The sequence below is a fragment of the Micromonospora sp. SL1-18 genome, from assembly GCF_047921505.1.
In the GTDB taxonomy this organism is placed as follows: Bacteria; Actinomycetota; Actinomycetes; order Mycobacteriales; family Micromonosporaceae; genus Micromonospora.
The window spans coordinates 1-20,312 of sequence record NZ_JBLROA010000029.1; the positions used below are offsets into that span (position 1 = coordinate 1).

At 73.0% G+C, this 20,312-nt stretch carries 25 protein-coding genes; 13 read left to right on the forward strand and 12 right to left on the reverse strand.

The genetic code is table 11. The features are described from left to right. Window positions 1-107 precede the first annotated feature (107 nt). The gene (locus ACNAW0_RS15965; RefSeq protein WP_416288647.1) at window positions 108-1,079 is read left to right on the forward strand and encodes a pirin family protein; all 972 of its coding nucleotides are present in this window, start codon (window positions 108-110) and stop codon (window positions 1,077-1,079) included. A gap of 31 nt (window positions 1,080-1,110) precedes the next feature. Next, on the forward strand, window positions 1,111-1,779 hold the full coding sequence (locus tag ACNAW0_RS15970) for a hypothetical protein (RefSeq protein ID WP_416288648.1): 669 nt from the start codon (window positions 1,111-1,113) through the stop codon (window positions 1,777-1,779). A 199-nt stretch (window positions 1,780-1,978) separates the two neighbouring features. Here ACNAW0_RS15970 and ACNAW0_RS15975 read toward each other — a convergent pair whose 3' ends face one another. Further along, the gene (locus tag ACNAW0_RS15975; RefSeq protein ID WP_416288649.1) at window positions 1,979-2,353 is read right to left on the reverse strand and encodes a hypothetical protein; all 375 of its coding nucleotides are present in this window, start codon (window positions 2,351-2,353) and stop codon (window positions 1,979-1,981) included. Between the two features lie 9 nt (window positions 2,354-2,362). Next, entirely contained in the window at window positions 2,363-2,635 is a 273-nt protein-coding gene (locus ACNAW0_RS15980; protein WP_416288650.1) for a DUF2795 domain-containing protein, read from the reverse strand. 159 nt (window positions 2,636-2,794) lie between these two features. Between ACNAW0_RS15980 and ACNAW0_RS15985 the strand changes: the two genes are divergently transcribed. Beyond that, window positions 2,795-3,199 carry a DUF2267 domain-containing protein gene (locus ACNAW0_RS15985; RefSeq protein ID WP_416288651.1) on the forward strand — a complete coding sequence of 135 codons (405 nt, stop codon included), beginning with the start codon at window positions 2,795-2,797 and terminating at the stop codon, window positions 3,197-3,199. Window positions 3,200-3,216: 17 nt separating this feature from the next. Here ACNAW0_RS15985 and ACNAW0_RS15990 read toward each other — a convergent pair whose 3' ends face one another. Then, on the reverse strand, window positions 3,217-4,374 hold the full coding sequence (locus ACNAW0_RS15990) for a CaiB/BaiF CoA transferase family protein (protein WP_416288652.1): 1,158 nt from the start codon (window positions 4,372-4,374) through the stop codon (window positions 3,217-3,219). Between the two features lie 189 nt (window positions 4,375-4,563). On the opposite strand from ACNAW0_RS15990, the gene ACNAW0_RS15995 reads away from it, so the two are divergent. The 4 genes from ACNAW0_RS15995 (at window position 4,564) to ACNAW0_RS16010 (ending at window position 7,285) form a co-directional block, all read left to right on the forward strand. Further along, the gene (locus tag ACNAW0_RS15995; RefSeq protein WP_416288653.1) at window positions 4,564-5,553 is read left to right on the forward strand and encodes a TerC/Alx family metal homeostasis membrane protein; all 990 of its coding nucleotides are present in this window, start codon (window positions 4,564-4,566) and stop codon (window positions 5,551-5,553) included. Between the two features lie 68 nt (window positions 5,554-5,621). After that, window positions 5,622-6,212 (forward strand): sulfite oxidase-like oxidoreductase, encoded by a 591-nt coding sequence (locus ACNAW0_RS16000; protein ID WP_416288725.1) that lies wholly within the window; start codon window positions 5,622-5,624, stop codon window positions 6,210-6,212. Between the two features lies 1 nt (window position 6,213). After that, window positions 6,214-6,975, forward strand: coding sequence for a ferredoxin reductase (locus ACNAW0_RS16005; RefSeq protein WP_416288654.1), 762 nt, complete (start codon window positions 6,214-6,216; stop codon window positions 6,973-6,975). A 16-nt stretch (window positions 6,976-6,991) separates the two neighbouring features. Continuing rightward, complete coding sequence (locus ACNAW0_RS16010) at window positions 6,992-7,285, forward strand: DUF6510 family protein (protein WP_416288655.1); 294 nt, start codon at window positions 6,992-6,994, stop codon at window positions 7,283-7,285. 76 nt (window positions 7,286-7,361) lie between these two features. On the opposite strand, the gene ACNAW0_RS16015 is transcribed toward ACNAW0_RS16010, so the two are convergent. Then, complete coding sequence (locus ACNAW0_RS16015) at window positions 7,362-8,600, reverse strand: MFS transporter (protein ID WP_416288656.1); 1,239 nt, start codon at window positions 8,598-8,600, stop codon at window positions 7,362-7,364. Window positions 8,601-8,970: 370 nt separating this feature from the next. Between ACNAW0_RS16015 and ACNAW0_RS16020 the strand changes: the two genes are divergently transcribed. After that, window positions 8,971-9,504, forward strand: coding sequence for a GNAT family N-acetyltransferase (locus ACNAW0_RS16020; protein WP_416288657.1), 534 nt, complete (start codon window positions 8,971-8,973; stop codon window positions 9,502-9,504). Between the two features lie 48 nt (window positions 9,505-9,552). Here the strand turns inward: ACNAW0_RS16020 and ACNAW0_RS16025 are convergent, their stop codons facing one another. The 4 genes from ACNAW0_RS16025 to ACNAW0_RS16040 form a co-directional block, all read right to left on the reverse strand. Next, a complete protein-coding gene (locus tag ACNAW0_RS16025; protein WP_416288658.1) occupies window positions 9,553-9,711 on the reverse strand; it encodes a hypothetical protein in 159 nt (52 codons plus the stop codon). After that, entirely contained in the window at window positions 9,708-10,319 is a 612-nt protein-coding gene (gene rpsD / locus ACNAW0_RS16030) for a 30S ribosomal protein S4 (RefSeq protein WP_416288659.1), read from the reverse strand. Before rpsD ends, ACNAW0_RS16025 begins: the two co-directional genes overlap by 4 nt. A gap of 99 nt (window positions 10,320-10,418) precedes the next feature. Then, a complete protein-coding gene (locus ACNAW0_RS16035) occupies window positions 10,419-10,583 on the reverse strand; it encodes a hypothetical protein (RefSeq protein ID WP_416288660.1) in 165 nt (54 codons plus the stop codon). Between the two features lie 221 nt (window positions 10,584-10,804). Then, entirely contained in the window at window positions 10,805-12,472 is a 1,668-nt protein-coding gene (locus ACNAW0_RS16040) for a recombinase family protein (protein ID WP_416288661.1), read from the reverse strand. Window positions 12,473-12,799: 327 nt separating this feature from the next. Between ACNAW0_RS16040 and ACNAW0_RS16045 the strand changes: the two genes are divergently transcribed. Continuing rightward, entirely contained in the window at window positions 12,800-14,098 is a 1,299-nt protein-coding gene (locus tag ACNAW0_RS16045) for an NAD(P)/FAD-dependent oxidoreductase (RefSeq protein WP_416288662.1), read from the forward strand. Window positions 14,099-14,212: 114 nt separating this feature from the next. On the opposite strand, the gene ACNAW0_RS16050 is transcribed toward ACNAW0_RS16045, so the two are convergent. Beyond that, on the reverse strand, window positions 14,213-15,001 hold the full coding sequence (locus ACNAW0_RS16050; RefSeq protein ID WP_416288663.1) for a spermidine synthase: 789 nt from the start codon (window positions 14,999-15,001) through the stop codon (window positions 14,213-14,215). Window positions 15,002-15,058: 57 nt separating this feature from the next. After that, window positions 15,059-16,036: a DUF2267 domain-containing protein gene (locus ACNAW0_RS16055; RefSeq protein ID WP_416288664.1), complete on the reverse strand. Its 978-nt coding sequence runs from the start codon at window positions 16,034-16,036 to the stop codon at window positions 15,059-15,061. Window positions 16,037-16,224: 188 nt separating this feature from the next. Here ACNAW0_RS16055 and ACNAW0_RS16060 point away from each other — a divergent pair, with 188 nt between their 5' ends. Beyond that, window positions 16,225-16,539 (forward strand): hypothetical protein, encoded by a 315-nt coding sequence (locus tag ACNAW0_RS16060; protein WP_416288665.1) that lies wholly within the window; start codon window positions 16,225-16,227, stop codon window positions 16,537-16,539. A 189-nt stretch (window positions 16,540-16,728) separates the two neighbouring features. After that, on the forward strand, window positions 16,729-17,259 hold the full coding sequence (locus ACNAW0_RS16065; RefSeq protein ID WP_416288666.1) for an ATPase: 531 nt from the start codon (window positions 16,729-16,731) through the stop codon (window positions 17,257-17,259). Between the two features lie 8 nt (window positions 17,260-17,267). Here ACNAW0_RS16065 and ACNAW0_RS16070 read toward each other — a convergent pair whose 3' ends face one another. Continuing rightward, on the reverse strand, window positions 17,268-18,107 hold the full coding sequence (locus ACNAW0_RS16070) for a hypothetical protein (protein WP_416288667.1): 840 nt from the start codon (window positions 18,105-18,107) through the stop codon (window positions 17,268-17,270). Window positions 18,108-18,438: 331 nt separating this feature from the next. Between ACNAW0_RS16070 and ACNAW0_RS16075 the strand changes: the two genes are divergently transcribed. Next, entirely contained in the window at window positions 18,439-19,386 is a 948-nt protein-coding gene (locus ACNAW0_RS16075) for an endonuclease/exonuclease/phosphatase family protein (RefSeq protein WP_416288668.1), read from the forward strand. A gap of 3 nt (window positions 19,387-19,389) precedes the next feature. On the opposite strand, the gene ACNAW0_RS16080 is transcribed toward ACNAW0_RS16075, so the two are convergent. Further along, a complete protein-coding gene (locus ACNAW0_RS16080) occupies window positions 19,390-19,818 on the reverse strand; it encodes an OsmC family protein (RefSeq protein WP_416288669.1) in 429 nt (142 codons plus the stop codon). A 215-nt stretch (window positions 19,819-20,033) separates the two neighbouring features. On the opposite strand from ACNAW0_RS16080, the gene ACNAW0_RS16085 reads away from it, so the two are divergent. Continuing rightward, entirely contained in the window at window positions 20,034-20,252 is a 219-nt protein-coding gene (locus tag ACNAW0_RS16085) for a hypothetical protein (protein WP_416288670.1), read from the forward strand. The last annotated feature ends 60 nt before the right edge of the window (window positions 20,253-20,312 follow it).

Genomic DNA, 20,312 nt, shown 5'->3' on the forward strand with positions numbered 1-20,312 from the left:
GCCGGCACCCCACCACGGGTAGCCGGCCAGCGGCGTCCGCGTACCCCCAACAGCAACCAGCCCCCAACAGCAACCAGTGAGCCGGAGGCGGCGCGTACAGTCGGGCGGTGGACCGTACCGAATCCTTGCCGGCGCAGACCGTGCCACCCGGCGCCGCGCCCACCGACCCGGGCAGCGTGCTGCTGCCCGGCCACGACGTGCCGCTCGGCCGCTACACCACGGTGCGGCGGCTGCTGCCGCAGCGGCAACGACGGATGATCGGGGCCTGGTGCTTCGTCGACCACTTCGGACCGGACGACGTCGCCGAGCGACCCGGCATGGAGGTGCCGCCGCACCCGCACACCGGGCTCCAGACGGTCACCTGGCTGCTCGACGGCGAGATCCTGCACCGGGACAGCCTGGGCAATGTGCAACCGATCCGCCCGGGGCAGCTCAACGTGATGACCTCCGGTCACGGCATCGCCCACTCGGAACGCAGTCCGGCGACACACCCACCGGTGATGCACGGTGTCCAGCTCTGGGTGGCGCTGCCGGACCCGGCTCGCGCCGGCGCGGCCGACTTCGCCCACCATGCGGAGCTTCCCGGGTGGCGTGACGGCGACCTGGACGTGATCCTGCTGGTGGGCGAGCTGGGCGGCGAAAGCTCCCCGGCGGTGGTGCACACCCCGCTGGTGGGCGCACAGCTCGAGCTGCGCGGGTCGGCACCGGTCACTGTGCCGCTGCGCCGCGACTTCGAGTACGGGCTGCTGGCGATGTCCGGTTCCGCCGAGGTCGACGCCGTACCGTTCGACCCGGGCGCGTTGCTCTACCTCGGGACCGGTCGGGACACGCTGACTCTGCGCGCCGCCCCGGGCAGTCGGTTGCTGCTGCTCGGCGGTGCTCCGTTCGAGGAGCCCCTGGTGATGTGGTGGAACTTCGTCGGCCGCTCACACGAGGAGGTCGTCGCGGCCCGGGAGGACTGGATGGCGGGCCGCCGCTTCGGCGTGGTCGCCGACGACCCCGCGCCTCCGCTGCCCGCCCCGGCGCTGCCCACCACCCGGCTGAAGGCCCGGAACCGGCACGGTGGTGTGCTCGGCTGAATGCCCGGCCCGGGCCTGGGTAGACGCGGGCATGCCGACCAGTGTGATTTCCAGCATCGAGGAAAAGAAGCGGCTGGTCCGCCGGCTTGCCGGGGACAACCGCGGGTTCGCCGAACGGTACGGGTTCCAGGTCACCAACAACCCGTCCCACCTGTTCCAGGTGCTCTACCTGTCCGTTCTGCTCGCACGGCGGGGAGACTTCCGCAAGGCGGTCGACAGCGCGCTGGCGTTGCGCGACAACGGGTGGGACAGCGCCGCGCGGATGGCCCGGTCGCTGCACGCCGACCGGGTACGCGTACTGCGTGCGGCGGGCCAGCGGGGCGACGTGAACGCGCTCGCGGACACCCTCGGCGACCTCGCCCGTGCCGTGGTGGACCGCTACCGGGGCGACCTGCGCCGGTTGCGGACGGCGGCGCACCAGGATCCGGCCCGGGAACGGCAACTGCTCGCCGGTCTGCCGGGGGTGGACGATCAGGTGATCGACCTCTTCCTGCGCGAGGCGCAGGCGGTGTGGCGCGAGGTGGCGCCGGTCGCCGATCGGCGAGCGCTCGCCGCGGCCCGTCGCCTCGGTCTCGGGCGGTCCGCCGACGACCTGGCCGGGCTTGCCGGCAGCGGTGAGTCGGAGCGGCTGGCCTGGCTGGTGGGGGCACTGGCCCGGGTGGACCTCGAGAAGCGGTACGCCGAGCTGACCGGGGTGTGACCGGCCACAATTCCGCGATTCTCACCCGTTCGGCTGACCTCATCTCGTATGATGATCGTGGCAGCGATGCCCGCCCGGTTCGGGCGAACATTCACCGCCTAGTGGTCGTGACCCGGTTCGGGTGCGTACCGACGGGGACAGGTGCTGCGTGGCGCCCCAGGTCGCGGTTCGTGACCCGGGGCGCTCGCCTTTCCACAGCCTATTTCGCCAGACCCGACGACGAACGCCAGATACGCGAAGTCCGCGTAGCAGGGCCGAAGTGGACGCGCGGCAGCCAGCAGCACACGCCAGGATCCTGACCAGGCAGGCGACCAGGAGCAGCGCGGTTCGGGTCCTTGTGCAGGGCCAACCGTGCGGTGGCCGCGGCGTCCAATCGCCACAGCCGGCGCCAGATCAGGGTCAGCCAGGCCAGCGCGGCGGTGTCCCAGCCAACCAGCGGGCCGAGCGCCGGCGATGTGAGCACTCCGACGAGCCCACCGCAGACGACCCCGACCAGCCCCATCACGGTGAGCTGGATCCCGGCCGGAGTGTGTTCGAGAGTGTGTTCGTCCGGGGTGGCGATCGGCCCCGGCACCGGGGGGCGTCAGATGCCGCGCAGGTGCTGCGACACGCGGTGGTGGCGCTTGTCCCGGGACTGCGCCGCCCGCTGGGAGCGGCCCACCTCCGGCGCGGCGTCGATGCCGGCCGACCGGGCCACCTCGGTGCCGTTGGCGTAGTCCACCGGAGGCAGTGCCCGCAGCGCCTGCAACACCTCCGGCGGCGCGCCCTCCCGCTCGGCCTCGCGGATGACGTCGTCCTTGCCCGCCGGGTAGTCCAGCGCCGACAGGTACTCAAGGACGTCCGTGTAACTCGCCATGGATCGGGCTCCTCGCGCCTCGATTGCGGTCACGACCGGCGGCGGTTACCCCGCGTACGGCCGGTCACGCGCGACCGCTACGAATTTCACGGCCGTTTCCACCGCGCGTCGGTGGGTAGGCGGCGCAAGGCGCGAGGCAGCCGTGAGGGGGTACGCCGGATGAAATACGACACCTTCGTCGACAAGGTCGCACGGCGGACCGGGGCATCCCCGGAACGGGCGGTCGAGCTGACCCGGGCCACGTTGGAGACTCTGGCGGAGCGGCTGACCGGGGGCGAGGTGCTGGACCTGGCCGCGCAGTTGCCGAAGCCTCTGCAACGAATGCTGAAGCCGCACCCCGCCACCGAGGCGGCCGACCGGTTCGGGGCGGCGGAGTTCATCGCCCGGGTGGGGCAGCGGGCCGGCGTCGACGGAAACATCGCCCGGTACGTGGTGCGCGCGGTCTTCACCACCCTGCGCGAGGCCGTCAGCGGCGGTGAGTTCGAGCACGTGGTCGTCCAGATGCCGCGCGACTACCGGGACATGGTGGAGCCGGCGCTGGCACCCGGCGCGATGCGTCGCTGAGCCCGGCACCGACCCGATCAGCTGGATCCGGCGACCGCCCCGGCGGCGCGCAGCTCGGCGATCCGCTCGGCGTCGAAGCCCGCCTCCGCGAGCAGTTCGTCGGTGTGCTCGCCGGGCTGCGGCGGCGGTCGGCGTACGGAGGTGGGAGTGGCGGAGAAGCGCGGCGCGGGGGCCGGCTGGGTGACCCCGTCGTGGTCGACGAAGACGCCCCGGGCGGCCAGGTGCGGATGCTCGGGGGCCTCCGCCCAGTCCAGCACGGGAGCGACGCAGGCGTCGGTGGCGGCGAGCAGCTCCGTCCACTCGTCCCGGGTCCGGCTACGGAACAGCCGCGCCCACGCCGCGCGTAGTGCCGGCCAGTTCGCCGGGTCGGTCCGGTCCGGGGCGTCGTCACCGTCGGCGGGGAAACCGGTGAGCCGTACCAGCTCGTCGTAGAACCGCGGCTCCAGTGCGCCCACCGCGAGGTACCGGCCGTCGGCGCACTCGTACGTGTCGTAGAAGGGCGCCCCACCGTCGAGTAGGTTCGCCCCGCGCGAGTCCTGCCACATGCCGGCCCGGCGCAGCGCGTGGATCTGCGTGGCCAGCACCGAGACGCCGTCCACAATGGCCGCGTCGACGACCTGGCCGGGGGCGCCGGCGCGCACCGCGTACAGGGCGGCGACGACGCCGAGGGCCAGCATCATTCCGCCGCCGCCGAAGTCGCCGAGCAGGTTCATCGGCGGCACGGGGCGCTCACCGGCCCGACCGATGCCGTGCAGCGCGCCGGTCAGCGCCAGGTAGTCGATGTCGTGGCCGGCGGTGCGGGCGAGCGGGCCGTCCTGACCCCAGCCGGTCATCCGCCCGTACACGAGCCCGGGGTTGACGGCGAGGCAGTCGTCGGGGCCGAGGCCGAGCCGCTCGGTCACCCCGGGCCGGAAGCCCTCGACCAGCGCGTCCGCGCCGGCGACCAGGGCCAGCACGACCTCGCGTCCCCCGGGTGACCGGAGGTCGACGGCGATCGAGCGACGGTTGCGGTTCAGCAGGTCCGCGGGGATGTCGCCGAGCCCGCCGCGGGCGGTGCGATCGACGCGGACCACGTCGGCGCCGAGGTCGGCCAGCATCATGGCGGCGAAGGGGCCGGGCCCGATGCCGGCCAGCTCGATCACCCGTACGCCGGCGAGCGGCCCCTGGTTGCTCATCGCGCCACGATAGGACGCCCAGGCGACTTGGAAAAAGAGGTGAGGTTGCCCTAACCTGGAGCGCGGCGAGGGGAGTACTTCCCACGAACCATCCCGGTCAGTACGGCGTGCCCGGGCGCGCCTCGGGTGGTTGCCCACGACGGTGGGTGAAGGAGACCTCGAACATGTCACCGTGTTCGAGGAGACCCCATGGCCGAAGTGCCGTATCTGTCCGCCGCCGCGCTGTCGACCGTCGGCACTCCCACCCTCTGGGCGACGACCATCGCCGGCGTGCTCGCCCTGCTGGCGCTGGACTTCCTGGTCACCCGCCGGCCACACGAGGTGTCGCTCCGCGAGGCGCTGGCCTGGTCGGCGTTCTACATCGCCCTGCCGCTGGCCTTCGGCGCGTGGGTCTGGTCCCGGTACGGCTCCGAGCTGGGCGTGCAGTACCTCACCGGTTACCTGGTGGAGAAGTCGCTCTCGGTCGACAACCTCTTCGTCTTCATGCTGCTGCTGGCGGCGTTCGCGGTGCCCGCCGTGCTCGCCCAGCGGGTGCTGCTCTACGGCATCGCCGGCGCGCTGGTGCTGCGCGCGGTCTTCATCGCCGTCGGCGCCGCCGCGCTGCAGACGCTTGACTTCGCCTTCCTGCTCTTCGCGGTCGTCCTGATCGCCACCGCGGCCAAACTGCTCCGCGACGCCCTCTCCGGGCACGAGCAGGAGGTCGACGTCAACACGATGCGGTCGGTCCGGCTGCTCCGCAGGGTCATGCCGGTGGTCGACGAGTACCACGGCACCAGGATGACCATCCGGGAGCAGGGCCGCCGGGCACTCACCCCGCTCGCCCTCGTGGTGGTCGCGGTGCTCGCCACCGACGTGATCTTCGCCGTCGACTCGGTGCCCGCCGTCTACGGCATCACCGAGGACCCGTACCTGGTCTTCGCCACGAACGCGTTCGCCCTGCTCGGCCTGCGGGCGCTCTACTTCGTGCTGCACGCCGCGCTGAGCCGGCTGGTGCACCTCAGCTACGGCCTGGCCGTCATCCTCGCCTTCATCGGCGTCAAGCTCGGCCTGCACTGGGCGCACGGCAGCTGGCCGGGCGTACCGCAGATCCCCACGCTCGCCTCCCTCGGCGTGATCATCGGCGTCCTCGCGGTGGTCACCCTGACCAGCCTGCGCGCCACCCGCCAGCCCGAGGCGTAAGACTTCCGGCTTCGGCGAAGGGGGCCGGGCATCGCCCCGACAGGTGGTACGACTGACGGGTGGGAATCGTGTCGCCGGGTTTCCAGGGCCGGCCCCGTTCGGCCGAGCCGGCCCTGCCGCCGGGGCAGTACCTCACCGAGGACTGGCCGGTGCTCTCCGCCGGTCCGACACCGAAGGTGCCGCTGGACACCTGGGAGTTCGTGGTCACCACCGAGACCGGCGCCGAGTACCGCTGGTCCTGGGACGAGTTGATGGGGCTGCCGCAGGAGACGCCCACCGTCGACATCCACTGCGTGACCCGCTGGTCCAAGCTCGGCACCAACTGGCAGGCCGTCTCCCTGGACACCCTGCTCGACGGCATCGACACCACCGCCCGCTACGCGCTGGCCCACTCGTACGGCGGCTACACCACCAACCTGCCGCTGGAGGACCTGCGCGGCGGACGGGCCTGGGTGGCGCACACGTACGACGGGGGTCCGCTCCCCGCCGAGCACGGCGGCCCCGCTCGGCTGCTCGTCCCGCACCTGTACTTCTGGAAGTCGGCGAAATGGGTGCGCGGCGTCCGGCTGCTCGTCGACGACCAGCCCGGCTTCTGGGAGACCGCGGGCTACCACGACTACGGCGACCCGTGGCGCGAGCAGCGCTACCAGGGCGACTGAGGTGTCCGCGCCCACCGCCGGAGGCCGGGTCGCCGCGCCGCTGACCTGGCGGGTGGCCCGTCTCGCCGAGCGCCGGATCGAGACGCCGACCGCGCAGACCCTGGTGCTGAACGTGCCCGGCTGGCCGGGGCACCTGCCCGGGCAGCACGTCGACGTCCGGCTCACCGCCGCCGACGGCTACCAGGCGGCCCGGTCGTACTCCCTCGCGGGGCCGGTCGAGGACGACCGGATCGCGCTGACCGTGCAGCGGGTGCCCGACGGGGAGGTGTCGCCGTACCTGACCGAGGTGTACGCCGAGGGCGACCCGGTGGAGGTGCGCGGGCCGGTCGGCGGCTGGTTCGTCTGGCGTACCGACGAGACAGCGCCGGTATTGCTGGTGGCCGGCGGCTCCGGCGTGGTGCCGCTGATGGCGATGGTCCGCGCCCGCCGTGCCGCCGGCAGCCGGGCACAGTTCCGGCTGATCTACTCGGTACGCGGCCCCACCGACGTCTTCTACGCCGACGAGCTGCGCCGCCGCACCCGCGACGATCAGGGCCTCGACGTGGCGTACCTCTACACCCGGCGAGCGCCGGAAGGCTGGCCCGGCGAACCGCACCGGATCGGCCTGGCCGACCTGACCGCCCACGGCTGGCCGCCCGACCTCGAACCCCTCTGCTACGTCTGCGGCCCCACCGGCTTCGTGGAGAGCGTGGCGGACCTGCTGGTGGGGCTGGGCCACCCGACCCGGCGGGTGAAGACCGAACGCTTCGGCCCCACCGGCTGAGCACCGAGGAGGACGCATGACGGACATGTCCTACGTGGACGGGAACATGCTCGACGGGCCGCTGCGGGAACTCTTCGCGGTCGACCTCAGCGCCGCCACCGGGCGGTGTGCGTCCTGCGGCGCGGTCGGCCCGATGGCCGGACTGCACGTCTACTCCCACGCCCCCGGCCTGGTCGGCCGCTGCCCGGTCTGCGGCCAGGTGATGCTGCGGCTGGTCCGCGCGCCCGACCGGGCCTGGCTGGACCTGCGTGGGACCACCTACCTGCAGGTGCCGATGCCGTTCGACCAGCCGCACCCCGGCCCGCTGTGACGGCCGCCTCGGACAGTTACCGTCCGTGCGGGACGGCAACTGTCCAAGGTCTCGTGAGGGGTGGAGGTTCGGCGGGTCAGCCCGCCGCGTCGGCCAGTCGTCGCCAGGCCAGCGCGGTGAGCAGCGCCAGCGCGCCGGCGGCCAGCCAGAACGGCGCCAGGATGTTCCCGGTCGCCTGGGCGACGAGACCGCCGGCCGCCGTGCCGACGGCGGCCCCGCCCAGGTCGGCGAGGGAGTAGACGCTGTTCACCCGGCCGCGCAGCCGGTCCGGCACGAGCCGCTGCCGCAGCGACACCACGAGCACGCCCCAGACCATGGCGTGCACCCCCCAGACGGCGAGCGCCGCCCCGGCCACCCAGACGTTCCGGGTGCTGACCAGCACGACCTGCAGCCCGATCTCGACCAGCAGCCCGACCCGGAGCAGCGCCGGGGTGCCGAACCGGGCCCGCAGCCGCGTCGCCAGGGTGCTCCCGGCGAGCCCGCCGAGGGCAGACGCGGTCAGCAGCAGGCCGTACCCGATCTCGGCGAGGCCGAGCCGCTGCCGGGCGTAGAGCACGAACGCCGCGAACGCCGCGCAGAACGCCACGTTCATCACCGCGATGCAGCCGGCGAGGGTCCGCAACACCGGGATGCCCCATAGCGCCCGTACCCCGGCGGCGATGTCCGCCCGTAGCGAGCGCTTCGGGCCGGTGTGCACCGGCTGCGGCGCCGCCGGCGGGACCGGCCGCCAGCGCACCAGCGCGAGCAGCAGCGCGGCCAGCCCGAAGGTGGCCGCGTCGAAGGCGAACGGCAGCGCCGCCGCGAGCACGAACAGGTACGCCCCGAGCGGCTTCGCGGCGAACTGGTTGCCGACCACGAAGGTGGCGAAGAGCCGGCTGTTGGCCTGCTCCAGCCGCTCGGGCGGGACCACCGACGGCAGCAGCGCCCCGGCGGCGGTGTCGGCCAGGGTCTCCCCGATGCCGGCGAGGAAGAACGCCAGGCAGATCAACGGCACGGTGGCCACCCCGGCGAGCACCGCCACGGCCAGGGCAGCGAGGACCAGGCCCCGGCCGAGGTTGACCCCGATGATCAGCCGGCGCCGGTCCAGCCGGTCGACGAGCGCCCCGCTGACCAGCGCGAACAGCAGCCAGGGCAACTGCGGGGCGAGGGCCGCGGCGGCAACGGCGGCCGGGTCCGGGGTGAGCGAGGCGACCAGCAGCGGGCCGGCGACCATGGTGACGCCGTCGCCGAGGTTGGAGACCGCGGAGGCGGTCCAGAGGCGGAGGAAATCCCGGCCGAGGCGGCCGGTGGGGACGGTGGGGGCGGTGGTCGTCATGCCGACCACCGGATATGGGTACGTGGTCCGGGCACGACGGGCTGCCCGGACGGATTCTCCGGAAACACGAGGAGCTCCCTCGGAAGCGATGCGGTGGCGTGGGTACGCCAGGAAAAAGGACCCGCGCGGGGCAGGTCACCTGATCGCTTCGCGGTGCGGGAAGGGTGTCGAGGGGGAGGCCCTCGCGGCGCCGGGCGTGGCCCGGGTCAGGACACCGTGGTCCCCAGCGGCGAAGCGGATACCAGCACCGTGCCGAGATGAGCCATCCGCATGATCGCCTCCTGTCGTTCGGGCTCACGGTAAGGGATGCCGATCCGTCGCGCGACCCCGGTTGGACAGCGGACGGGTCGGTGGCCGAGAGTGAGGCAACGTGAGATACCTGCGTACCGACGGGCGGGTCGGCATCCGCCGTCCACGACCCGGCGACGAGGCGGAGTTCATCGCCGCCGCCCGGCGCAGCCGGGACCTGCACCACCCGTGGCTGTCGGCTCCGGACGACCCCGAGCAGTTCGCGGCGTACCTGCGCAAGATCCGGCGGCGGGGCGACGCCGGCTACCTGTTCTGCGACGTGGCCACCGGCGAGATCGCCGGGTACGCCAACATCAGCGGCATCGTCATGGGCGCGCTGCGCGGCGGCTACCTGGGCTACGCCGTCTTCCTGCCGTACGCGGGCACCGGGCACGCCTCGGCCGGGGTCCGGCTGGTCATCGCGCACGCCTTCTCCGCGCTCGGGCTGCACCGGCTGGAGGCGAACATCCAGCCCGGCAACGAGCCGTCGAAGCGGTTGGCCCACCGCCTCGGCTTCCGGCTGGAGGGCTTCTCGCCGGACTACCTCTTCATCGAGGGGGCCTGGCGGGACCACGAGCGATGGGCGATCACCGCACCGGACCCCGAGGGGGCCTGACGCGCTGTGGCGGCCGCCGACCCGGCGACCGCCACCCGTACTCTCGGCTCAGCGTCCGGGGCCGCGCGCCTGCGTGCGCTGCCCGGTCAGCCGCTCCAACTTCGCCTGCTTGTGGTCCACGCGGCGGCGCTGCCTGGCGGTGAGCCGCGGGCGGCCACTCTGCCGCTGGTAGTTGGACACGCGCCGGTCGGTCGGGAGGATGCTCACAGCGGGCTCCCTTCGATGGTCTGGACGGCGAGTGGGACGTCCCGCAGCGCCGGCACCTCCTGCCGCTGTGGCTCCCGGGTAAGTGTCGCGGTGCCGCGGTCCGCGCGGACGTCCAGGTAGGGCGGGCTCTCGCCCTCGGCCTGATCGGCCATCGCGACGGCGACTCGGCCCCGGCACTGCCGGTCCGGGCGCACCTGGATGGTCTGCCCAGGCCGGACCAGGTACGAAGCCCGGTTGGCCCTTCCGCCGTCGACCGTGAACGTGTTGTGCGCGACCAGGTCGCGGGCCTCGTTGATGGAGCGGGCGAACCCGGCGCGGTGCACCAGCGCGTCCATCCGCTGCTCCAGTCGGCCGGTCAGGTTCTCGGCCGAGTCACCTGGTTGGCTGACGGCCGCCACGAGGGCCCGCGCCAGTTGCCGGTCGCGCAGCGCGTAGCGGGCGCGTACCTGGTGCCGCGCGGCGTCGTCCAACCAGGGTCCCCCCGGGGCCGGCCGTGGCCCACCGCGTACGCCCACCGGGTTGCGTTGCCGTCGCATCCGGTAGCCGTACGCGGGGTGGATCGGGAAGACGTCCTCGGGCGAGGGACGTACGGTGGTGCGGACCGCCATGTCGTTTCCCCCTTCGGCTCTCGCGGTCCCACCACCGTCCGTCGCGGCCGGGTGAGGCCGCCCCACCCGTTCCGGGTGACGAGCCCGGCCAGCTTCACATCAGTGACTTTTACCCCGGACCCGCATCTGGGCCGCCCCGTTCTCGGCGACGTCGCTGACGAAGCGGGCGAGCTGGCGGGACGGCGGGTCGTTCTCGCCACCGACGGACTGCCGGGTGCTCGCCTCGGCCGCCGGGGCCCTGGCCTTCGCTGCCTGGGCGGTCATCTGGGCCAACGACAACGGATACGCCTGATCAGGGGGCTGGACTCAGTGACCACAGCAGAGGCCCGACGTAAGGCGTTGATCGACCGTCAGCTCAAGGCTCCACCGCTCAGGAACAGTGGGTGGCCGCGAACGTGGCACTCGGGATCAAGGTGAAGCGCAGGCAGCCCGCATAGCAGAAGCTCCCAGCATCGCGCTGGGGGCTTCTTGCGCTTACGGGCCGGCTACCGCCACCCGATCTCGATCAGATCCTTGTTGAACTCCCTGCCTGCCGGCCGGACCATCCGGCCCTGCTTCTCGTTCCACACGGGCTCGATCGGCAGGATGATCACCGCCTCCACGTACCGCTCGATGAAGGCCCGCTTCTCGTGCACCGTGGCCCTGTCCCAGTGCTTACGCACGTCGTCGGCCTGGTCCGCAGACACCGCCTGGCGCTCGACCATCGACTGCGCCGCCAGCAGCTCGTCGCGTTCCTTGATCAGCTCGGCGCGCATGGCGAAGTAGTCCGTCCCCGGTAGCCTCTGGCTCCTGTCCGGGTGCTTCCACTGCGCCCATAGCTCCTGAAGCAACTCCTCGATATCGCTCAGCCGCTCCTTGTCCGACTCGTCCGGCTCTGCCGCTGGCTCCCCGACCTCGGACAGCTTGTCGTGGTGCTCGAACACGAGGTCGCGGATCAGGTCGTCGACCTTGGCCATGCTCCGGCTGTTGCCTCCGCAGCCACCGTCGAGCGAGCCATCGCAGGTGTACCGGGAGTACGGCGTGCCTCGGATCTTGCTGGTGGCTCCGGTCATGCGGGGGTGGTGCTGGCACTTGCCGCACCGGACCAGACCGGAGAGCAGGTACTTGCGGTTGCCTCCCACCTCGTAGTCCATCGCCGGCTTCGCGGATTCGCCGATCCGAGCGATCAGCGCGTTCCACTGCTTCCGCTCGATGATCGACTCCCACTGGCCGACAACCTCGGTGCCGTCCGGCTTGCGGACGATCTCCCAGTGGTCGCTGACCCGGCCTACCGCGTCCGGCGTACGCACCATCCGCGCCCGCAGCCCGCAGAGCCGGGGGTTGCGCAGCATCGACAGGAACGGCGACCACTTCCAGGTGTTGCCGCGTGGAGTGAGCACGCCCCGGTTGTGCCAGTCGTGCATGATCCCGGTCGGCGTGACGCCGGCCAGGATTTTGTCGACGGCGTTGCGGATCTCCTCGGCCTCGGTCTGGTTGAGCGTGCGCTTGTCGGCCATCCAGCCGAAGGGACGGTGCGCACCCACAGGGATGCCCGCCGCGGCCAACTCCTGGTGCTTGCGCTTGTTCCGCCGCGAGGTGTCGGCGCTGGACTTGTTCGCCATTGCCACCATGACCCGCGCCATCGCCCGGCCGTCGTCGTTGTTGAGTTCGAGCGAGCCGCTGGCCCCCTCGAATCGGCGCTTGTAGTACTCGGCCAGCTCGATCGCGTCTTCGAGGTCCCGAGGATCGCGGGCAAGGCGGTCCATGTTGTAGACGACCGCTCCCTGCTGCGCGCCGCTACGCAGGGCCGATAGCATCTTCTGCCAGCGAGGGCGGATCACCCGCCACACGTAGTACCGGTTGCCTTCGGGGTCGACCATGGTGAGGCGCTTCTTCTTGAACGCCGAGGTGTCGTTCTCGACGTAGAAGGTGATCTGGGTAGCACCTCGCAGGAGAGCGTGCCCTACCGTGTCGTCACCCTGCCGGCGTACGCCGCCCTCATCCTCGTTGCGGTCGTCCGAGATCCGCAGGTAGATGGCGACATCCATCCCCGCGAACATCTGCGCGTGGGAAGGCAGCAGCTTGATGCCCAGTTGTTTGCGGGCCAGATCGCCTGGGACGGTGACCCGATCGAGGTCCTCCGTGCTCTTGAGGAGAGTCGGGAGATCGAACACCCGTTCCTCCCGGGTAACGGCGCGAAGACGATGGTGGCCTCGGTGCGCCGGGTTGCCATCACCCGGGCAGCTCCATGATCACCTCCACGCCGGAGGTGTCGTCGGTGCCGGGGGCGTCGCTCACCGCGTCCACGTGGCGGCGGTGGCCGCGGCGGAGGCGGTCAGGAACGTGCCCCAGGTCGACCTCGTGGGACGCCCGCGTCCGGGGTGACTGTTCATCGCCGCATCGCCCCCGTCAGTAATTACCTCTGCCTATCTTCATACGACGGAAGCGGTCCGCCCCCGACCCTACGTTTGTCGGCCGTGTCGACGGGAAGGGCAGCGGGCATGACGAAACCTCGTGTGGTGATCGTGGGGGCCGGGTTCGCCGGATACCACGCGGCGAAGACGTTGAGCCGGCTGGCCGCCGAGCGGGCCGAGATCGTCCTGTTGAACACGACCGACTACTTCCTCTACCTGCCGTTGCTGCCCGAGGTCGCCGCCGGGGTGGTCGAGCCGACCCGGATCGCTGTGCCGCTCGCCGGCACCCTCGACGGGGTCCGGGTGGTGATCGGCGAGGCGGATCGGGTGGACCTGCAGAACCGCTGGGTCGGCTACCGCTCGCCGGAGGGCGACCACGGCCAGCTCGCGTACGACCGGCTGGTGCTCTCCGTCGGCAGCGTCAACAAGCTGCTGCCCATCCCCGGCGTGACCGAGTACGCACACGGCTTCCGCGGCCTGCCCGAGGCGCTCTATCTGCACGACCACGTGGTCCGCCAGATCGAGATGGCGGAGCTGACGGAGGACCCGGCCGAGCAGCGGGCCCGCACCACCTTCGTGGTGGTGGGCGCCGGCTACACCGGCACCGAGGTCGCCGCGCACGGGCAGCTCTTCACCGACCGCCTCATCGCCCAGCGACCCCACCTGAAGGCCCGCCCGCGCTGGATGCTGCTCGACGTGGCCCCCCGGGTGCTGCCCGAGCTGGACCAGCGGATGTCGGTCAGCGCCGACCGGGTGCTCCGCCGGCGCGGGGTGGACGTACGGATGGGCACCTCGGTCTCCGAGGCCACCCCGGACGGCGTCATGCTCACCGACGGCGAGTACGTCCCGACGTGCAGCCTGGTCTGGTGCGTCGGGGTACGCCCCGACCCGTTCGTCGCCGAGCTGGGGCTGCGTACCGAGCGGGGGCGTCTGGTGGTCGACGAGTACCTCACCGTCCCCGGCTACCCGGAGGTGTACGCGTGCGGCGACGCGGCGGCGGTGCCCGATCTGAGCCGCCCCGGGCAGATCTGCGCGATGACCGCGCAGCACGCGCAGCGCCAGGGCAAGCTCGCGGCGCGCAACATCGCCGCCTCGTACGGGCAGGGCACGCGGAAGGCGTACAAACACTACGACCTGGGCTGGGTGGTCGACCTGGGCGGCAAGCAGGCCGCGGCCAACCCGCTGAAGGTGTCGATGTCCGGCCTGCCGGCGAAGACGGTCACCCGCGGCTACCACCTGTTCGCCATGCCGGGGAACCGGGCCCGGGTGGGCGCCGACTGGCTGCTCGACGCGACCCGGCCCCGCCCGTCGGTGCGGCTCGGCCTGGTGCCGGCGAACGCCGTACCGCTGGAGAGCGAGTCGCCCGAGGTGGTGCACGGCCGCTGACGGGCGCAGCCGGTAGCTGTCGCGCGACGGTGGCCGGCCGGCCACCGAGGCGGATCAGCTTCATCATCGGGCAGGGCCGGCGCCCCGGCGATGATCGCGAGGCCGCCGGCGGGTTCAGCCGACGGCCAGGGCGGCGTCGGTGGCCGGGCGGGCGCCGGCGACGAACGTGTCCAGAGTCGCCCGGTGCAGCACGCCGCCGGGCACCGGGTCCCGAGCGGCGCGGGCGACGAGCCGGCGTACCGGCAGCCGGTCCGGGTGGCGGGCGGCGGCGAGCACCAGGTTGCCGTAACGCCGGCCGCGCAGCATGCGCCGGTCGGCGATCAGGCAGACGTCGGCGAAGACGGCGCGCAGCGTGGCCACCTGGGTACGGCAGAAGACCAGCGGCGGCAGGTCGGTCACGTTGACCAGGTAGACGCCGTCCGGTCGCAACACCCGGGCCACCTCGGTGACGAACTCGACGCTGACCACGTGCCGGGGCATCCGGGCCGCCCGGTAGACGTCGGCGAGCACCAGGTCGTACGCGTCGGACGGCGCGGTGGTCACCGCGTCACGGGCATCGCCGATCTCCACGGCCACCTCGGCGGGCGCCGGCGGCAGCTCCCGGCGGACCAGCTCGACCACCGCGGGATCCCGCTCGACCACCCGCTGCGGGGAGCCGGGCCGGGTGGCGGCCAGCCAGCGCGGCAGGGTGAGCGCCCCACCGCCCAGGTGCAGGGCGGTCAGCGGCCGGCCCGGCGGCGCGGCCAGGTCGATCACGGCGGCCATCCGGCGGACGTACTCGAAATGCAGGTGGCGCGGGTCGGCCACGTCCACGTAGGACTGCTCGACCCCGGCGGCGAGCAACGTCCGCCCGGTCGGCCGCCCCGGGTCCACGACGATCTCCAGGCTCTCGGCGCTCCCCACGGCGGGCAACGGTACCGCCCGGACCGGCGGGCGTGACGCCCGCCGGTCCGGGGCGGCTCAGCCGGCGTTCATGCCGGCACCCGCCTCGTCGATGGCGTCGTCGACCCGCAGGGCCAGGTCCACGTCCTGCGCCGTCACTCCGTCGACCTGCCGGGTGCGTACGGTGATCACCGCGCTGTCCGGTTCGGGCCGGCCGATCTGCGGGCCGCGCCCGGTCTCGACCCGGAGCAGGTCGAGCTGGTCGAGCACCCGGTCCAGGTTGTCGGCCGGCAGCTCGATGGTGCGTACCAGTGACTGCCGGTCGCTGGACCAGTACCGCAGCCGAGCGAGCGCGTCGCGCAGCTCCTGGTCGTTCAGCGGCGACGTGGCGGACGTCGGCCCCACCAGGCCACCGCCGGGCGACGGCGGTGCCAGCAGGTCCCGCAGCCCGTCCGGTACGCGCAGCGACTCGACCAGGTCAGCGTCGGCGTCGGCCAACGCGGCCAGGGTCGCCTCCGCCTGGTAGCGCGCCTGCTCCGGGGTGAGGCGGCTGCGGCGGCCCACCTCGGCCAGAAAACCGGGCAGGTCTTGGTGCCGTCCGACGCCCTCCACCGGCACCACGTCGTGCAGCTTCAGCGGCACCGCCCGGAGCAGCTGTTCCCGCTCGGCCTCGCCCAGCGCGTAGGCGAGCGCGAGCACCGTCGCCTCCGCCGCCACCTTCGCGGTCGAGAAGTCCACCCCGGCACGCCGGCTGACGTCGTCGACGAGATCCCGGTAGCCCAGCGTGGTCACTCGTGCGGCGCCCGGTGCCTGGTCCGGGCGGGGCCGGGGACGTTCGGGGATACCGGCCGGTGGCGGTGCGGGACCGCCCCGCGTGGTGTTGGGCTTGTGTCGCCCGGCTGGTGGCGGGCCAAACCGTTCCCGCTGGTCCAGCGAGGTGACCTGCTTGGACGCGCTCAGGCTGGCGCCGGTCTGGCTCGGCCGCCGACCGCGTTCCCGTGCCTCCCGGGCCAGGGCCCGGCGGCGCTGGTTGTCGCCCTCCATCTGCTTGCGCATCGTCGCACCTCGTTCCTCGTTGGTTCCGCCTTCGCGGGTGGCCTTCCCGGCGCAGGCCGGAAGGAAACGGGTGCCGTCGGGGGGGCCGGCGGGCTTCATCCGTCGGGGGTGAGGGCCGCTCACCCGCCGGTGTTCCATGATCGGGGTGGACCGGAAGACTTCCGATGCACGCGGAAGGGAAGGTCGTCATGAAGAGGATCATCGAGATCGTCCCCGCCCGCCCCGGCTGGTACGCGCGGTGGCAGGTCACGCCGGAGGCCACGCGCTGCTACCCGGTAACGCTGTGGGCGCTGCTCGAGGAGGCCGACGGCACCGGCCGCGAGGTGGTCGGCGTCGACTGTGTGGGGCAGTGGCCCGGAGCGGACGACAACGAGGTCGGTGGTGACTTCGTTCGCTATCTCTTCCAGACGCCCGATTCCGGTGCGCCGGAGGACGCCGAGTCGCCCACCGTCGCGGAGTTGCGCGAGTCGGGGCCGCGCCTGCAGCCCGTCCCGGCCACCTGAGCCATCCTCCCCGGGCCCCCGACCCCTGGTCCCAGGGTCGGGGGCCATCCCCTGTCCGATCCTTCTGCGCCTCGGCCGGCCCTCCGCCACGCGGATGCTGAATTTTTTCCGGGAACCGCCACGGCCGACGCCGCCACCCAGCAACATCGGCAGGTGGGGAAGTAACACCAGCTGCCTGGGGGGCGACAGATGAGGTTCTCCGTCGTTGAGACCGGTTACGACCAGCGGCAGGTGGACTCCTGCCTGGACGAGCTGGGAATCCGGTTGGTCCGGCTCGCCGCGCGCGCGGAGAGCGCCGGCGCCGGCCGCGAGTGGGACCGGATCCGGCAGGAGGCGACCCACCTCTGCGACCTGCTGCACCGGCGCACCGTGCCGGGCGAGGACGCGGCGACGGTGCGGGCCGGTGCGGTCCTCGTGGAGCGGGAGGCAGCCGAGCTGCTGGCCCGCGCGCGCGGCGAACTGGAGGCCGCTCGCGAGGAGGCCCGCCAGGTCCGCGAGCAGGCGTACGCGGAGGCGCTGCGCACGCGCCGCGACGTCGAGGCGGCCCTGCTGGCCCGGCGGCGGCGGGAGGCCCGGGTGGACGAGATCCTGTCCGGCGTACGCGGCGACGTGGTGCCGCCGGACACCCCGACTGCCGCGGCCGGGGTGCCGGCAACCCGGGTGGCCACCGGCGCTCCCGGCGATCCCGCGACCGGGCCCACCGAGCGCAGCGCCGCCTGAGTTTCGGCTCAGACCAGTGCGGCGACCACCGTGGTGGCGCGCTGCTCGTGCTGGGCGTACGCGTCGGGGTAGGCGGAGACCTGCACCGCCTGGGCCGCCTCGGTGAGGCTGAGTTCCGCCCAGCCCGGCACCTCGGCGAGCGCCGTGAAGAAGGCGCGGGCCGCGTACGCCGGCCGCATCAGCTCGGCGACCGTGCCCCAGCCGCTGCTGGGTCGCTGCTGGAACAGCCCGACCGAGTCGTGGTCGGAGCCGCTGCCCTGGTGCGGGTAGTCGTAGGACTCCGGCAGCACGTCGCTGGCCAGGTTGTACAGGTTGCTCTCCTGCATGGCCGTGGCGACGGCCACGACGAGGGCACGACGCGGCATCCGCATGGCCCGCCCGACGTCGACGATCACCTTGGCGTTGTCCATCTGCCGTTGGTCGAGGCCGGCGACCGGACGGGGGCGCTTCGGCCGGGCGGGCTTCTTCGGCGCCTGCTTGGTGGGCTTCGGGCGCGGGGTGGCCGCCGGGACCGGGGTGACCGGCACGGCCACCGGCGGCGCGGTGCGGACGAAGTCCCGGGAGGCGTGCTGCTCCGCGCCGGCGCGGTCGGCCAGCACCGAGCGGACCGGCTCCTGGCGCGGCCCGGCGTCCCGGGTGCCGACGAAGCCGACGAAGCCGACGAGGCTGAGGCAGCAGATCACCCCGAGCGCGAGAGCGACCCGGGCGGGGGTCGACCTGAGCGGGCCACGGCGAGGCCGTGCGACCCGGTGCCGTCCGGTCCTCCGTTCGGCCCATGCTCGGTCGGCCGTCAGGCCACAGACACACGTCTCGGTCAGGTTCTGCTGCGGGGGGTCGTCGGGGTGCACCCGGAGAGGCTAGAAAGCTGCGCGCCGTCTGCCAGCAGCCTGGCTGGTGGCATTCGCCACAATTTGCCATGATCCGCACCGGCATTACGCTCGGTAATTCATGAAAGGTGTCATCCTGCCTCTTCGTATTTGCCGGTAATAACCGAAAAAGCAGGACGAAATACGCGGTTGATCATCCTTGCGATGGCTCGCCCGCGCCTCCTCCGTTCGGCCGATGCGCACCCCAGCCACCTGCGACAACGCGCTCGGCCGGTGGGGCCATCCGGATCGCGGGCCCAGTGTGCCGGGATCCCGGCCACCCGCGGCAGTCCGGCTCGGTACGATGCGGACGGTGACGGAGCAGATGGTCGATGAGCGCGCCGCCGGCGATCCGGCCGGTCGCCAGGGCCGGCGGGGGCTGGTGATCAGCATCTCCGCCGTCCTGCTGGCCGGGCTGCTCGCCGGCCACCGGGCGGTGCCCAACGTCCACGGCCTGGGCAGCCTCGTCGACAGCGCCGTCCCGCTGCTCGGGCTGGGCGTACCCCTGCTCGGGCTCGCGGCCCTGCTACGCCGCTCCCGGCGGGCGCTGCTGGCGGTGCTCGTCCCGGCGGTCGTCTGGGCCGTGCTCTTCGGGCGCGTCTGGCTGCCGCCGGCGGCCGGCGCCGGGTCAGCCTCGCTCCGCGTGGCCAGCCAGAACCTGCGCTCCGGGAATCTCGACCAGGCCGCCACCGCCGGCGCGCTCGCCGCTGCCCGAGTGGACCTGATCGGGCTGCAGGAGGTCGACGACGACCGGGTCGACGCGGCACTGCGGCAGCGGTATCCGCACCGGGCCGCGGTGTCGACGGTCGCGCTGTGGAGCCGGTGGCCGATCCGCGACTCGGTCGGCGTGGACACCGGACTCGGCTGGGACCGGGCGCTGCGGGCGGTGGTCGCGGCCCCGCAGGGTGACCTGGTGGTGTACGTGGTCCACCTGGGCTCCGCCCGCGCCGGGCACACCGCCACCCGCGACGAGACCCTCGCCGCGCTGGCCGCCACCGTGCGGGCCGACCAGGCACCCCGGCTGGTGGTACTCGGAGACCTCAACACCGCCACCACCGACCGGGTGTTCGTCCCGCTCACCCGGCTGCTGCACGACGCGCAGGCCGACGCCGGTCGAGGCTTTGGCTTCACCTGGCCGGCGGAACTGCCGGTGACCCGCCCGGACCACGTGCTCTACCGGGGACTCACCCCCACCACGGCGGGGGTCCTGCACACCCCGGACAGCGACCACCGGGCGGTGACCGCCGGTTTCCGCTGGTGAGGGTCAGCGCCGGCCGTTGTCGGCGGGAGTGACGGTCAACCGGTGCCGGCTGGTGTCGCCGCTGGAGAACGGCCAGAGCCGGTCGGCGCACACGGCCAGGTCGGCCAACTGCTCACGGGTCAGCCCGGCGGAGGAGATCTCGGCGCGCACGTCCGCCCGGTACCGGCCGTCGTCGTCGCGGCCGAGCTTCGCCTCCGCGGTCACCTCGACGGTGTGCGCCTCGTCGGTGATCTCGGCGGCGGCCTCCACTGCCGCGTGGTGCAGGCAGGAGGCGAACGCCGCGGCCAGCAGCTGCTCGGGCGTCAGGCCGGTGCAGTGCGGCGCCAGCGGGGACGCCAGGGCTGTGGAGAGCCCGCCGTCCTCGGTGCTTACGTGACCCCCCGCAGCGGTCGCCGTGGCCTTCTCGGGCAGCCAGGAACTCGGATTCGGCATCGCGTTCCTCCCGTCACTCACCCGCCCGGCTACCCGGCCCCCGCACCGCGAAACCGGGCCCGCTCCGGCGGCGCTGCGAGTCGCGGTGCCGCGCCCCGAGCAGGGCAGACCGCCGGGGTTTCCCGGTGCGGGGGCGGTTGGCGCAAGGTAGCTTCCCGGGCAGGGCGCCGTGACGCGGCGTGCCACGGAGAAGCGGAGGGGGCGGGGTGGCTCTGGTGCGCGTACGGTTCGTCGGCGGGCCGGCCGACGACCTGGTCCGGGACCTGCCGGCCGACCCGGACGGGGCACCGCCGCAGCGGTGGATCCTGCGCCACCCGGACCGCCCGACCGCCGGCGGCGAAGCCGACCACCTCTACGAACGGGACCGCCGCGACGGCTGGGGCACCTGGACCATGCGGTACGTGCGTACCGAACCGTTCGGCGTCACCGAGTGAGCGTGGGTTACAGCGTGTCTCATCTCCCACCCGGATGCTTGCCCGACCTGCCTTGGTGGT